The 13,194-nt window shown below is 55.2% G+C and carries 14 protein-coding genes; 4 read left to right on the forward strand and 10 right to left on the reverse strand.

What is annotated here, in order from left to right:
* Positions 1 to 143: 143 nt before the first annotated feature.
* From cheW to flhD, 6 genes are all read right to left on the reverse strand, one after another.
* Entirely contained in the window at positions 144 to 644 is a 501-nt protein-coding gene (gene cheW, locus LQ945_RS04080) for a chemotaxis protein CheW (RefSeq protein ID WP_020827537.1), read from the reverse strand.
* A gap of 32 nt (positions 645 to 676) precedes the next feature.
* The gene (gene cheA, locus LQ945_RS04085) at positions 677 to 2,650 is read right to left on the reverse strand and encodes a chemotaxis protein CheA (protein ID WP_270102314.1); all 1,974 of its coding nucleotides are present in this window, start codon (positions 2,648 to 2,650) and stop codon (positions 677 to 679) included.
* 4 nt (positions 2,651 to 2,654) lie between these two features.
* Positions 2,655 to 3,620, reverse strand: a complete 966-nt coding sequence (gene motB, locus LQ945_RS04090) for a flagellar motor protein MotB (RefSeq protein WP_182824888.1) — start codon at positions 3,618 to 3,620, stop codon at positions 2,655 to 2,657.
* Entirely contained in the window at positions 3,617 to 4,507 is an 891-nt protein-coding gene (motA, locus tag LQ945_RS04095) for a flagellar motor stator protein MotA (RefSeq protein ID WP_020827540.1), read from the reverse strand. The genes motB and motA overlap by 4 nt, the downstream gene beginning before the upstream one ends.
* A 158-nt stretch (positions 4,508 to 4,665) precedes the next feature.
* Positions 4,666 to 5,250 carry a flagellar transcriptional regulator FlhC gene (gene flhC / locus LQ945_RS04100; RefSeq protein WP_270102315.1) on the reverse strand — a complete coding sequence of 195 codons (585 nt, stop codon included), beginning with the start codon at positions 5,248 to 5,250 and terminating at the stop codon, positions 4,666 to 4,668.
* A complete protein-coding gene (gene flhD, locus LQ945_RS04105; RefSeq protein WP_044552100.1) occupies positions 5,250 to 5,600 on the reverse strand; it encodes a flagellar transcriptional regulator FlhD in 351 nt (116 codons plus the stop codon). The genes flhC and flhD overlap by 1 nt, the downstream gene beginning before the upstream one ends.
* A 1,407-nt stretch (positions 5,601 to 7,007) precedes the next feature.
* Here flhD and ydgT point away from each other — a divergent pair.
* The 3 genes from ydgT (at position 7,008) to LQ945_RS04120 (ending at position 8,907) form a co-directional block, all read left to right on the forward strand.
* Entirely contained in the window at positions 7,008 to 7,223 is a 216-nt protein-coding gene (gene ydgT / locus LQ945_RS04110; RefSeq protein WP_012145712.1) for a transcription modulator YdgT, read from the forward strand.
* Between the two features lie 151 nt (positions 7,224 to 7,374).
* The gene (uspC, locus tag LQ945_RS04115) at positions 7,375 to 7,794 is read left to right on the forward strand and encodes a universal stress protein UspC (RefSeq protein ID WP_044552103.1); all 420 of its coding nucleotides are present in this window, start codon (positions 7,375 to 7,377) and stop codon (positions 7,792 to 7,794) included.
* A 78-nt stretch (positions 7,795 to 7,872) separates the two neighbouring features.
* Positions 7,873 to 8,907 (forward strand): NADP-dependent oxidoreductase, encoded by a 1,035-nt coding sequence (locus LQ945_RS04120; protein ID WP_269933623.1) that lies wholly within the window; start codon positions 7,873 to 7,875, stop codon positions 8,905 to 8,907.
* 44 nt (positions 8,908 to 8,951) lie between these two features.
* Here LQ945_RS04120 and pcp read toward each other — a convergent pair whose 3' ends face one another.
* Complete coding sequence (gene pcp, locus LQ945_RS04125; protein ID WP_270102316.1) at positions 8,952 to 9,599, reverse strand: pyroglutamyl-peptidase I; 648 nt, start codon at positions 9,597 to 9,599, stop codon at positions 8,952 to 8,954.
* 98 nt (positions 9,600 to 9,697) lie between these two features.
* Between pcp and LQ945_RS04130 the strand changes: the two genes are divergently transcribed.
* Positions 9,698 to 10,627, forward strand: coding sequence for a LysR family transcriptional regulator (locus LQ945_RS04130; protein WP_270102317.1), 930 nt, complete (start codon positions 9,698 to 9,700; stop codon positions 10,625 to 10,627).
* A 34-nt stretch (positions 10,628 to 10,661) separates the two neighbouring features.
* Here the strand turns inward: LQ945_RS04130 and kynA are convergent, their stop codons facing one another.
* The 3 genes from kynA to LQ945_RS04145 form a co-directional block, all read right to left on the reverse strand.
* Complete coding sequence (gene kynA, locus LQ945_RS04135) at positions 10,662 to 11,504, reverse strand: tryptophan 2,3-dioxygenase (RefSeq protein ID WP_020827548.1); 843 nt, start codon at positions 11,502 to 11,504, stop codon at positions 10,662 to 10,664.
* Between the two features lie 250 nt (positions 11,505 to 11,754).
* A complete protein-coding gene (locus LQ945_RS04140; RefSeq protein WP_044552113.1) occupies positions 11,755 to 12,249 on the reverse strand; it encodes a MaoC family dehydratase in 495 nt (164 codons plus the stop codon).
* The gene (locus LQ945_RS04145) at positions 12,243 to 13,193 is read right to left on the reverse strand and encodes an ornithine cyclodeaminase family protein (protein ID WP_270102954.1); all 951 of its coding nucleotides are present in this window, start codon (positions 13,191 to 13,193) and stop codon (positions 12,243 to 12,245) included. The genes LQ945_RS04140 and LQ945_RS04145 overlap by 7 nt, the downstream gene beginning before the upstream one ends.
* Position 13,194 lies beyond the last annotated feature (1 nt).

Consider the following 13,194-nt stretch of genomic DNA (forward strand, 5'->3'; position numbering starts at 1 on the left):
CAGGCCCTGATTACGTTGATTGACAGAGTTATCGGCGCGGCGGGGAAGAACTTTATGAGAAGAGGTAACTATTTTGTGCAGAGTTTGGGTTGGTCCGGTTTCCAAATCAGGGCGCGGCATGCCGCGCCCCTACGGGTAGCGGATCAGGCGCTTTTCGCTACGCTGTCAACCAATGACATCTCTTCGCTGCTCAGCAGCTTTTCGATATCCACCAGGATCAGCATGCGTTCACCCAATGAGCCCAGCCCGGTGAGGTACTCGGTGGCCAGCGTTACGGCAAACTCCGGCGCCGGGCGGATCTGTTCGGTGGTCAGCGACAATACGTCAGACACGCCGTCAACCACGATACCCACCACGCGCTGACCAAAGTTAAGCACGATCACCACGGTGTTTTCATCATAGGACACGTCCTGCTGGGCGAACTTCACCCGCAAATCGATAATCGGCACAATCACGCCGCGCAGGTTGGTGACGCCCTTGATAAAGGCCGGAGTATTGGCAATGCGCGTAACCTGATCGTAACCGCGGATCTCCTGCACCTTGAGGATATCAATGCCGTATTCTTCGTTACCCAAGGTAAAAATCAGGAACTCCTGCCCTACCGTTTCGCCAGCCAGTTTGCTGACGGTTGCCAGTCCTGCCATGTCATTCACCCTTTAAATCAATAGATTAATTATTATGCAGCTGCGTCCGTCTGACGCTGCTCGCGGTTCAGGGTTTGCAGCGCCGAGACATCGACAATCAGCGCCACGCTGCCGTCACCGAGAATGGTGGCGGCGGAAATGCCCGGCACCTTGCGATAGTTGCTTTCCAGATTCTTCACCACCACCTGATGCTGGCCGATCAGCTGATCCACCAACAGCGCATAGCGGCGGCCGGCGCTTTGCAGGATCACCACAATGCCCTGGGTGGCGTCGGTTTTGGCCCCCGCCACGTCGAACACCCGAAACAGCTCTACCAGCGGCAAATATTCCCCGCGCACCTGCAACACCCGCTCGCCACCGGCCAACGGATGCAGATCTTCAGCCTGTGGCTGCAGCGATTCCATCACCGCGTTGAGCGGCAGGATAAACACTTCATTGTTCACCTTGACCGACATGCCATCGAGGATCGCCAGCGTTAACGGCAGCAAGATCCGGATGGCCGTGCCCTTGCCCGCCTGGGAATGGATTTCGACGTGCCCACCCATTTCCTGAATATTTCGCTTCACCACGTCCATGCCGACGCCACGGCCGGAGACGTCGGTGACCTGCTCGGCGGTGGAAAAACCCGGTGCGAAAATCAGCATGCCGACGTCTTCATCGCTCATGCTGTCACTGACCGCCAGCCCCTGCGAGGCCGCCTTGGCGAGAATTTTCTCGCGGTTCAGGCCGGCACCGTCGTCGGTGACTTCGATACAGATATTACCGCCCTGATGCTCTGCCGACAGGATCAGGTTCCCCACCTCCGACTTGCCCGCCGCGAGGCGCGTGGCCAGATCTTCAATGCCGTGATCCAGGCTGTTGCGCACCAGGTGCGTCAGAGGATCGATAATGCGTTCAATCAGGCTCTTATCCAGTTCGGTAGAGCTGCCCTGCAGCTGCAACTCCACCTGCTTGTTCAGCTTGCCGGCCAGATCGCGTACCAGACGAGGGAAGCGGCTGAATACGTATTCCATCGGCATCATACGGATCGACATCACCGATTCTTGCAGGTCGCGTGCGTTGCGTTCCAACTGGCTCATGCTGTTGAGCAGATCGCCGTGATTCACCGGATCCAGACTGCCGGAGCGCTGCGCCAGCATCGACTGGGTGATCACCAACTCCCCGACCAGGTTGATCAATTGGTCCACTTTTTCTACCGCTACGCGGATGCTGGTGGATTCGCTGGCCTTGGCGCGCGGTTTAACCGCTTCCGTCACTGCCGGCGCCGGTTTGGCGACAGCGGGCGCAACGGCTACCGGCACTACCGGCTCGGCAACCACCGGCGGCAATTCTGCCTGTGGCGGCGTGGTGAAGCTGATTTGCTCCGGCTCCAGTACAAAACACAGCACCGCGCTGATGTCATCTTCGCTGGCGGAGGTCAGCAGCGTCACTTCCAGGCTATTTTCGGTCTGATGCGGGTTTTTCACCTCACCCAGATTACCCAACTCTTCCAGCATCAACGGGACTTCGTTCGGCTTCAGACCGCACAGGCAAACCCGCATGCCGCCTTCGATGGCCGCCGGTGCTGCGACGGCGTGTTGCGCGACGGCAGGTGCTGCGGGGGCATCTTGCTGCTGTGCGTCCAACGCAAGCTGCCGCAACGCCTGACAGATGTATTCAAAGCTGTCGACGTCAGGCTTTTGCGAAGTTTTATAGGCGTCCAGTTGCTCCTGCATAATGTCTTTGGTTTCCAGAAACAGGTTTATAATCTCGGTGCTCAGGCTCATTTCCTGACGCCGCGCACCGTCCAACAGGTTCTCCAGCAGGTGGGTGGTTTCCTGCAGCACCGAAAAGCCAAAAGTCGCCGCACCGCCCTTGATCGAGTGCGCCGCGCGAAAAATGGCGTTCAGCGGCTCAATGTCCGGAGCCAGCGGATCCAGCTCCAGCAGGTGTTGCTCCATATCGGCCAGCAACTCGTCTGCTTCATCAAAAAAGGTCTGATAAAACGCACTAATATCCATGCTCACGGGGTCACCTCTGCTGTGAGTCGCTGTTAGTCGGTACAGGGACAGCCGCCGGCTGCTCCGGTGCAATGAGGGTGGCCGGAGCCGTCGCCGACGGGGCCAACGGTTTTAAATCGACCGGCTGGGCAATCTCCATCGCGTTGCTTTCGCCATTTTCATGTTCAATGCCCTGCTGGGTTTGTTTGTTGAGCACCAGTACGGTAATGCGACGGTTGATGGCATCGTCGGCCCCGTGCTGTTTCAGGCTCATGGTGGCGGCCATACCGACCACCCGCAGGACCTTCCCTTCCGACAACCCGCCGGCTATCAACTCACGCCGCGAAGCATTGGCGCGATCGGCCGAAAGCTCCCAGTTGCTGTAACCGCGCTCGCCGGTGGCGTAGGGAATATCGTCGGTGTGGCCGGACAGGCTGATCTTATTCGGCAGGTCATTGAGGATCGGCGCAATTGCCCGCAGGATGTCGCGCATATAGCTTTCCACCTGCGCGCTGCCGGTCTTGAACATCGGTCGGTTTTGGCTGTCGATGATCTGAATGCGCAAGCCTTCATCCATCATGTTGATCAACAGATGCGGCCGCAGCGCTTTAAGCCGCGGATCGGACTCAATCAGTTCGTCCAGTTTTTCCCGCAGCTTGTTCAGCCGCAGTTCTTCGTCACGCTTCTCGAGCGTATCAATCTGCTTTTTCACCAACCCGTCTTGCTGAGTAGGATCGTCGCCGCCGCCGGGGATCGGGCTGCTTTCGGAGCTGCTCTTATCGCCGGAGGTCAGCGCCACTTTCAGCGGCGTGCGGAAGTATTCGGCGATTTGCGTCAGTTCCTGCGGGCTGGCAATCGCCAGCAGCCACATCACCAGGAAGAAGGCCATCATCGCCGTCATAAAATCGGCGTAGGCAATCTTCCAGGAACCGCCATGATGGCTGGCGTGATGTGACTTGCGTTTTCTGACCAGAACAACCGGGTGATTCTGTTTCATGCCTGTTCTTCTTCCGTCGCCTGCTGTGCCGGCGCCTTCACGCGGCGCACATGTTCTTCCAGCTCAACGAAGGAGGGACGTTCGGTGGTGTACAGCGTTTTACGGCCGAATTCGACCGCAATCTGCGGCGCGTAGCCATTCAAACTGGACAGCAAAGTGACCTTGATGCACTGCATCATTTTGACGTTTTCGGCACTCTTTTGTCGCAACAGGGTCGCCAGCGGTGAGATAAAGCCGTAAGCCAGCAAAATGCCCAGGAAGGTGCCGACCATCGCGTTGGCGATCAGCGCCCCCAGTTCGGCTGCCGGACGGTCGGCCGAGGCCAGCGCATGCACTACCCCCATCACCGCCGCAACAATGCCAAAGGCCGGCAACGAGTCACCGACCATCGCCAGGCTGCCTGCCGGCACCTCGCTTTCCTGTTCAAAGGTTTCGATCTCTTCGTCCATCAAGGCTTCGATCTCAAAGGCATTCATGTTGCCGCTCACCATCAGCCGTAAGTAATCGGTAATAAACTCCACCAGGGTGTTATCGGCAAGAATGCGGGGATAATTAGAGAAAATTTCACTTTCCTGCGGATTATCAATATCGAACTCGAGAGAAAGCATGCCTTGTTGACGGGATTTGGCCAGCAGCCGGAACAGCAGAGCCATCAGATCCATGTAGAGATCTTTGCTGTATTTCGAACGACGCATCAGCTTGGGAATGGCGCGCAGGGTGGATTTTATCGCCTTACCGTTGTTGCCTACGATAAAAGCGCCGATACCCGCGCCGCCGATAATCAGAAATTCTGCCGGCTGATAAAGCGCGCCCAGATGGCCCCCCACAATCAGGTAGCCCCCAAAGACCGCACCCAATACCACGAGATAACCCAAAATAACTAACACACGCATTCCTTAAATTAACAATGTGGATGGAAGGTGGGGTAAGCGCGCAAATGAGCCGCACAGGCGCAACAGGCTGAGCTGCGCCTTTGGGTTCGGCACGCCGAACCCTGCATTTCATCAATCGGTTTAAATCTGGATAAACCGGCGCTGCCGCCGGCTCAAATTGCGCGTTTAACCTGCTCGTCCAGCAGTTGAGGAATAATATCGGCCAGTTGCGGCGAAAGTTTACGTCTTTTTACTGCGCGGGATGGGGGCTGGCATAAACTGCAAACAAAATTGTTCAACGGTTGGTGCGCATGGGTGATAAAAGTGCCGCCGCAGCAGTTGCAGGCAGAGAGCTGCAGCATGCCGCTGTCGACGAAGCGCACCAGCGTCCAGGCTCGCGTCAGCGCCAGCAACGGCGGCTCACCCGGCTGGTGCGGGCACTGTTCCAGATACAGACGATAGGCTTTAATCACTGCCTCAACGCCGGTGCAGTGCCCGCTTTTCATCAGGAAACTGAAGGCGTTGTAGAACATCGATGAATGAATGTTCTGTTCCCAGGTCATAAACCAGTCCGTCGAGAACGGCAACATCCCTTTCGGCGGTGGACTGCCGCGTAACTCCTTATAGAGCTTGATCAAACGCCCACGGCTGAGCTGCGTTTCGCTTTCCAGCATCTGCAAACGCGCACCCAGCGTAATCAGCTCCATGGCCAGCTGAATATCCTTGGCTTCCTGAACAATACTTTTCTCTGCCATCATCAAGCTCTTTTCTTCGTCGCACTGCCGTCTTTTGCCGACAGTTCTTGCAGTAAATGGCTTGAGAGCAAAATACCGGTATGGATTTGCTGCAGATCGTCGACACGCGACTCTTTCGTCAGACGTTCGATGGTTTGGTGATCGTTAAAGCGGAAGTGACAGACCAGCTGGTTGGTTTCAGCCAATTTGACCATTTGCGGTAACGTGAGCTGAGCAAGCGCATCGGCCATGGTTTCGTCGATACCCAAACGGAACATTGCCGAGGCTTTTTCATCATTAATCAGACGCTGTGCTAAAAGTAAATATGACAAATTGATGTCATAAATATGCTTAAGTAATTCAGACGTACCCATATTCCCCATCCCGACAGACTATGTTTAAAAACATACGCTGGGTGATAATTTTTATCGCCCGTGACCTGGGTTTGTTCCCTAAGTTGGCAATGAAGCCCTGAATAACGACCGTTATAAATTTTTCAACATCACTAAATTCGGACCATCATTCAGTATTTGAGACGTGCGCAAACCAACGTGTATGGATGTACAGCATTTTGCTCCAGCGGTGTTTAATCACCGTGAAACTATTTTTACAAAATTAATAAGATTATTCCTAATGCAGCGCAACTCTACCCCTGAACCATTAGCACACACAATGTAAGTGAGAGGCAATTTTAAATACAATGTGATCTAGATCACAAAAATAAAAAATAAATAAGCCAAATATCAGGTTTGCCGTACGGTTTTTAACCGCATTTCCGCTCATAAAACAGACATAAGTAAAAAAACGTCTTAAAAACAATGTATATAAGCCAAAAAAATATCTTTTTTAGATCAATTCGAACAAAAGCATCACCAAACTAAAATAACAGAACAAAAATCTGCTCGTAGCCGATAAAGACAGTATAAATAACCGTTTAATAAACAATAAACTATCAGCCTTGAAAAATAACGCATGTAAACTATAAGGTTATTAGCTTTCGGATTTGACTTAAGCTTGCGGGAATCTCCTGTTTTATTTTTCAACGAATGTTCCAATTCGATTAACAACGGCTCGGTTACGTTGTAAACAAGAAAACAGAGGTAACGATTTGTTTCCTGATAAATGGAATGAAAGCCGCAGGTTTCGGGTGGTTTTTTGGGCGAGGTGATGGCAAAACGTTTTATCGGCAGCGTTAATTAAAACTTTAATAGTTTTTCAGCGCCACGGAAAAATTAGATCCTGTCTGATGTTTATGCGCCAAGAATAAGTGCTGTTATTTTCAGTAGCACTAATAAAGTAAAACGCAGTTTCGTTTTATTCTTCTCTGAGGGGCCACTCTCTCCTGCGCGGTGGAAAATAGCGCGTCGCGGGCCGTTCGATTAATCCTGGCGGTTCGGACAAGCAACCTGCTGCCGGAACAGGGGCGCAATCGGGCTAGAAAACGTTCAATCCCAGGTGTAATCCGCCCTCCTTGTCCCTAAAAAGGCCGGAACTCAACGCCAGGCGCATTGGCAAGCGATTCTGTCCCCCTGGCTGCTGGCTACCCAACCTGAGGCTTTCCCTATTTTGCGTACAGATCAGCAAGATGCCATTGCCGACGGCGCATGGGCATATTATTATTCTCACAGCAGGGAAACTTGCACGCAGACAATTATTACGTATCGCAATTTATTTATTTGAAATTAATTTTTCAGGTCGCACATCACGCTTTTGCTGCTGTCACGATGACAGCGTGATGTTTCTTCGTTCGGCTACAACTCTTAACAGGCTATATTTTAATCATGACCGATACCCTGGATTACCTGATGACTTTCCGTAAATGCACCAGCTTGGACAGCGTGGAGAAAGTGTACGACAAGCTTAACTACTCCATCGATAATGATATTGAAATCAGCAACATGTATCGCGCCGCCGATCATCGTCGCGCTGAGCTGGTTGCAGGGAAACTCTTCGATTTGGGCAAGGTGCCGAAGACGCTGTGGGCACAGGTGCTATAATTTGCATTCATTGCGCGCGCAGGCAATTTATCTTTTATTGCTAAATAACGGTAATCTCTCCCGGATTTATTGGTGCGCGTGATACAAAACACATTTATTCACTTCACCAGGCTCTACCCTTTACCCTATCAACAGGAAACAGGAGTGGAAGATGGGATATCAAAACGTTTTGGTTACCGTCGCCGTGGCGGCAGACAGCCACCGCCTGGTTGAAAAAGCCGTCTCCATCGTACGTCCTTACAACGGCAAAATTACCCTGCTAAGCACCATCGCCAATCCGGAAATGTACAATAACTTTGCGGGCCCCATGCTGGGCGACCTGCGTGCGCTGATGGAAGAAGAAACGCTGCTGTTTCTGGAGGAACTTCGCCTGCGGGCGGATTACCCGATTACCGATACGCTGATCGTCCACGGTGAACTGGCCGATAGCCTGAACTATGCCAGCCAACGACATCCCTTTGATCTGGTGGTTTGCGGCAATCACAGCGACGGCGTGATGAACAAAATCGCCTGCTCTGCCGCCCGCTTTATCAATACCAGCCGCATCGACGTGCTGATCATCCCGCTGTAACGCTGAGCACATTAGGCCATTCGCTCTTTTCGATGATTGACTAGACTTAGGCTCTCTTGTCCGCATAAGGAATGCCTGATGTCTCAGTCTACACAACAAAACCGTCGTTTTCTGTTGGCTTCTCGCCCGCACGGCGAGCCTGTCGCAGACAACTTCCGTCTGGAAACCGTCGCTACGCCACAGCCCGCCGCCGGCCAGGTGTTATTGCGCACCGTCTACCTGTCGCTCGATCCTTACATGCGAGGCCGCATGAGCGATGCGCCCTCTTACGCCCCGCCGGTGCAGATCGGCGAAACCATGGTGGGCGGCACGGTCTCAAGGGTCGTGACCTCACAGCACCCCGATTTCAAACCCGGTGACTGGGTATTAGGCTACGACGGCTGGCAGGATTACGCGCTGTCTGACGGTAGCGGCCTGCGCAACCTCGGCCCTCATCAGACGCACCCTTCTCGCCTGCTCGGCGTTCTGGGTATGCCGGGCTTCACCGCTTATATGGGGCTGCTGGAGATCGGCCAGCCGAAACCCGGTGAAACCCTGGTGGTGGCTGCCGCCAGCGGCGCCGTCGGATCGGTCGTCGGGCAGGTTGCCAAACTGAAAGGGTGTCGGGTCGTCGGCGTGGCGGGCGGTAAAGAAAAATGCCGCTATGTGGTGGAAGAGCTGGGCTTCGATGCCTGTATCGATCATCGTGCTGCCGACTTTGCCGAACAACTGGCCGCCGCCTGCCCACAGGGCATCGATATTTATTATGAAAACGTCGGCGGTGCGGTGTTTGATGCGGTGATCCCGCTGTTGAATACCCAGGCACGTATCCCGGTCTGCGGGATTATCGCCCACTATAATGCCACCGACCTGCCTGCCGGGCCGGATCGTCTGCCGATGCTGCAGGGGTTGATCTTACGCAAGCGCATCCGCATGCAAGGCTTCATCATTTTCGATGACTTCGCGGAAGGCTTTGATGAATTCCTGCAGCAAATGAGCGAATGGGTCGATCAGGGAAAAATCAAATTCCGTGAAGACCTGGTCGACGGGCTTGAAAATGCGCCGCAGGCATTTATCGGCCTGTTGCAGGGCAAGAACTTCGGCAAATTGGTGATCCGTGTCGCCGACGAGTAATTCCCACAGGGCGCGGTGATGAACTGCCGCGCCCTGATATGCCCTCAATGCAGCGCACCGCCACTGAGGGATAAATCCTCATCCACCGTCAGTGTGGTATGCACAATACTGCGTACCGCCTCTATCATTGTGGTTAACGCCAGGCTGGGTTTTCCCGGATGATTCACCGCCAGCTGATGGCTGTAAGGGATGTGGATAAACCCACCTTTGATCGCCAAATTTTGGCTGGCGATATGATGGCTCAGCCCGTAGAAAAGCTGGTTGCAATTATAAGTGCCTGCCGTGTGCGACACCGCGGCGGGAATGCCTGCCTGATGTAGATGATGGACGATCGCCTTTACCGGCAGCGTGGAGAAATAGCCCACCGGCCCCCCTTCCACCACCGGGATGTCTATCGGTTGTTTTCCGGCGTTATCCGGAATGCGGGCGTCAATCAGGTTGATGGCGACCCGTTCAACGGAGATTTCGCCGCGCCCGCCGGCCAGCCCCAGGCAGATCACGGCTTTGGGCCGCAGCTCTTCAATAGCGGCAATCAGCTGCTGGTTGGACAACCCCAGCACGCAGGCCAATTGACGCACCACCACTTCTGCGCCGGCGATCCGCTCTCCCGCCAGCGCCTGCGCCACCTGCCACGAAGGGTTAACCTCGTCCCCGTCAAACGGCTCAATGCCGATCACCAATACCCTTTCCATCGTCACACCTCAGGTTGTTATTGAATCCGCGTGCTCTCAGCCTAAACAACGCGCTATGATTCTGGAAATGGATTATCTGTATATAGAGTATTCATAAAATGAATTTATCCAGCGTCGATCTCAATCTTCTGGTGGTGTTTGAAGCGTTATACCAAACGCGCAACGTCACCGCTGCCGGCGGACGTCTGAACCGTGCCCAGCCGTCGGTCAGCAATGCGCTGTCTCGCTTGCGGCTGTTGTTTGACGATCCGCTGTTTATCCGCAGCGGCGGCGGCATGTTGCCAACCGCGCGAGCTCACCAACTGATGCTGCAAATCCATCCGGTGCTGGAACAAATCCACCAGACGCTGACGCCACCGATGCGCTTCGATCCCTCGACGGCCCGCCAGCGCCGATTCAGACTAGCCGCCGGCGACTACGCCGATATCACGCTATTGCCCACCATTATCAGTCGGCTGCGGCAGGATGCTCCGGGCATAGATATCCGGGTTTCCCGGCTGGATCGCCGCAATGTGGTGCAACAGCTTGAGAGTGGTGAAATAGATGTGGCGCTGGGCGGGCATATCGAAACGGTGAAGGGCATGCTGGTGCAGCCGTTGTTTACCGAAAGCTTTACCTGTATCGCCAGCCGACATCATCCGCAATTAGCTACCGAAAGCTGGGGCCTGGCGCAATACGTCGGCCTGCCCCATGCCCTTTACGCGCCTTCGGACGACGGCTCCGCACGCGGGATTATCGATCGTCAGCTGGGGGAACTGGGGCTGGAGCGACGCGTGGCTGCAACATTTTCGCATATCGTGGCGCTGCCTGCGGTCGTCGCCGGCAGCGATTTGATCGCAACCCTGGCGCACAGCGTCGCCAGGCAGTTTGCCGATCCGGCGAAGGTGCGCTTTCTGCCGCTGCCGGCAGAACTGGCGGTGGGCGATTTTTCTGTCGATCTGGTTGCCGGTCGCCAGGCCCGGCGCGATCCGGCGCTGACCTGGCTGTGCGATACCCTTACCCAACTGAATTGGGGAGAGAATCGATGAAAATTGCCTCTGCTGGTACCATTAAGGCCCTAAGCTAGGCGCCGATTTCGGTGCGCACATCCAACAGTTCAGGGAAGAAAGTCAACTCCAGCGCCTTTTTCAGGAAGCTGACGCCGCTCGAACCGCCGGTGCCTGTTTTAAAGCCGATAATCCGCTCCACCGTCTTCATGTGCCGGAAACGCCACAGGTGGAAGCTTTCCTCTATATCCACCAGCTTCTCGGCCATTTCATAGGCTTCCCAATACTTTTGCGGATGGTCATAGATCTCTTTAAAAGCCGGCAGCAGGTTTGGATTGCGTTGGTAAGGTTGGGTCCAGTCACGTTCAATACACTCCTGCGGGATCGGCAGACCGTGGCGGGACAGGTAAAGCAGGTATTCATCGTACAGGCTGGGCGCTTCAAGAATGGCCTTCAGCGCCGCGTGTTTTTCCGCATCGTTGCTGAACACCGCCAGCATCGCCGCATTCTTGTTGCCGAGTAAAAATTCAATCGAACGGTATTGATGGGACTGGAAGCCCGACGAACTGCCCAGCACGTCGCGAAATTCGACGTACTCCGACGGCGTCAGGGTTTCCAGCACCGCCCATTGTTCGAACAGCAGCCGCTGGATCTGTTTGACCCGCGCCAGGATCTTGAAGCAGTGGCTGAGCTTATCTTGTTGCACCAGCATCCGCGCCGCCTGCAGTTCATGCAGCATCAACTTCATCCACAGTTCCGACGTCTGGTGCTGCACCACAAACAGCATTTCATCATGGTGTTGCGGGTTGGACAGCGGGTGCTGACAGTCCAGCAGTTGATCCAGGCACAGATAGTCGCCATAGCTCATGCGTTTGGAAAAATCGGTGACAATCGCGCTTTCTAATTCTCGTTTGTTCATCTGCTCTCTCCGCTGCGCTCACGGCCGGAAGCGGCGTGTAGCGTGCTGCAAACAGAAAACAATAGTCCATAACTCCCCGCCGCGAAGGACTATAAACGAGAGTTGCCTCGCAGATTTCAGGGTTGGTCATGCCAGGTTGACGCCCTCCTTATTAAGGCCTGAATTGCCCCCCGCAGTGATTATCTGCGGGGATGGGATCGGCGACGCCTGAGCATAAACATTGCTCTGCCGATCCCCAAACCGCTGAAAATCAAGACTCTTTGTAATCTCGTCGCCGAACCATAAAGGAGCGTTCGAAGGTGATCACCGTCTCTCCCGTTGACTTGATACCCCGAGTTTCTACCGTGATGATGCCGTTGTGCGGTTGGGATTTTGACGGCCGTTTAGCCAGGATCCTGCTGGTGGCGTAAAGCGTATCGCCGACAAAAAGCGGCTCTTTCAGGCGCACCGTTTCCCAGCCCAGATTAGCCACCGCCCTGGCAGACAATGCCTGCACGGTCATTCCGCTGACCAGCGCCAGCGTGATGCTGCTGTTGACCAAGACGCGGCCATATTCCGCTTGGGCGCCATAGGCCCGATCGAAATGCAAAGGATGCTGATTCATCGTCAACAGGGTGAGCCAGGTGTTGTCGGCTTCGGAAAGCGTGCGCCCCGGCCAGTGCTTAATCGTCATGCCGGTTTCGAAGTCTTCATAGTCCCCACCGTGCTCTTCCTGATACTCATTTTCGCCGACTTTTCTTAACATGGGGTTTTCTCCCTGAATGGGTATAGCGCCACCGCGGCAGCGGTGTCTTCAATGGCCAGCCCCACGCTGCGAAATACCGTGGTCTGCCCCGCCGTTGCCGCGGACTCACCCAGCACAAGAGCGCCCAGCTCATTGAGTCCTTCAGGCCGAATGTATTCCTGCGCCAGAGCGCTTCGAACCTCCCCCGCATCCTCCCTGGCGGCCGCGCCGGTTTCCACCACCACAAAGGCGGTTTTCAATAACGCAGGGTCTACCTCAATAGCATCCTCGTGGGTGCCGCCGATAATGTTCAGGTGGGCTCCTGGCGCTACCCAATCGGCATACACCAAAGGTTCACGGGCATGGGTTGAGGTGGTGGTGCAGATAAGATCCGCCCCCTGCACGGCCTCGAATGCGCTACTGCAAACGCTGACCGGCGCGGTTGTCAGCGTACGGGCCCAGTGCGCAAACTCTTGCGTTCTGAGCGCCGAACGGGAAAAAATTCGCACCTTGCGGATCTGCCGCACCGCCAGCATCGCCAACAGCGTGGCGCGTGCCTGCACGCCCGCGCCCAGGATGGCAAGATCGCCGGCCTGCTCAGGCGCGCACAGCTGGGTCGCCAGCCCGGCCACCGCGCCGGTTCGCACGGCGGTCAAACTTGCGCCGTCGAGCAAAGCCAGTATCTGGCCGGTATTGATGTCCGTGAGTACCACCACACCATGAATCAACGGCAGTCCATGCTCAGCATTGCCGGGCGTGAGCGTTGTGATTTTGACGCTGGCGACACCGCGTCTGCTCCAGGCCGCCGGGCTGATCAAGGTCTCAGAAGGACCATGCTGGAGCAAGGTCCGCGTCGGCGATTGTTCGTCGCCACGACGTAAATCCCCGAATGCCTCACTCAGCATCGCCATGACCTGCCGCAGTCGGATCTCTCCGGACATTTCGGCTGCATTGATGATTTGCATC

This window comes from Serratia liquefaciens (genome assembly GCF_027594825.1).
Taxonomy (GTDB): domain Bacteria; phylum Pseudomonadota; class Gammaproteobacteria; order Enterobacterales; family Enterobacteriaceae; genus Serratia; species Serratia liquefaciens_A.

What these genes read in the sequence shown, in the direction of transcription:
- cheW (WP_020827537.1), bottom strand. Translation starts at nt 644, where the DNA reads ATGGCAGGACTGGCAACCGTCAGCAAACTGGCTGGCGAAACGGTAGGG.
- motB (WP_182824888.1), bottom strand. Translation starts at nt 3,620, where the DNA reads ATGAAACAGAATCACCCGGTTGTTCTGGTCAGAAAACGCAAGTCACAT.
- flhC (WP_270102315.1), bottom strand. Translation starts at nt 5,250, where the DNA reads ATGATGGCAGAGAAAAGTATTGTTCAGGAAGCCAAGGATATTCAGCTG.
- flhD (WP_044552100.1), bottom strand. Translation starts at nt 5,600, where the DNA reads ATGGGTACGTCTGAATTACTTAAGCATATTTATGACATCAATTTGTCA.
- ydgT (WP_012145712.1), top strand. Translation starts at nt 7,008, where the DNA reads ATGACCGATACCCTGGATTACCTGATGACTTTCCGTAAATGCACCAGC.
- uspC (WP_044552103.1), top strand. Translation starts at nt 7,375, where the DNA reads ATGGGATATCAAAACGTTTTGGTTACCGTCGCCGTGGCGGCAGACAGC.
- LQ945_RS04120 (WP_269933623.1), top strand. Translation starts at nt 7,873, where the DNA reads ATGTCTCAGTCTACACAACAAAACCGTCGTTTTCTGTTGGCTTCTCGC.
- pcp (WP_270102316.1), bottom strand. Translation starts at nt 9,599, where the DNA reads ATGGAAAGGGTATTGGTGATCGGCATTGAGCCGTTTGACGGGGACGAG.
- LQ945_RS04130 (WP_270102317.1), top strand. Translation starts at nt 9,698, where the DNA reads ATGAATTTATCCAGCGTCGATCTCAATCTTCTGGTGGTGTTTGAAGCG.
- kynA (WP_020827548.1), bottom strand. Translation starts at nt 11,504, where the DNA reads ATGAACAAACGAGAATTAGAAAGCGCGATTGTCACCGATTTTTCCAAA.
- LQ945_RS04140 (WP_044552113.1), bottom strand. Translation starts at nt 12,249, where the DNA reads ATGTTAAGAAAAGTCGGCGAAAATGAGTATCAGGAAGAGCACGGTGGG.
- LQ945_RS04145 (WP_270102954.1), bottom strand. Translation starts at nt 13,193, where the DNA reads ATGCAAATCATCAATGCAGCCGAAATGTCCGGAGAGATCCGACTGCGG.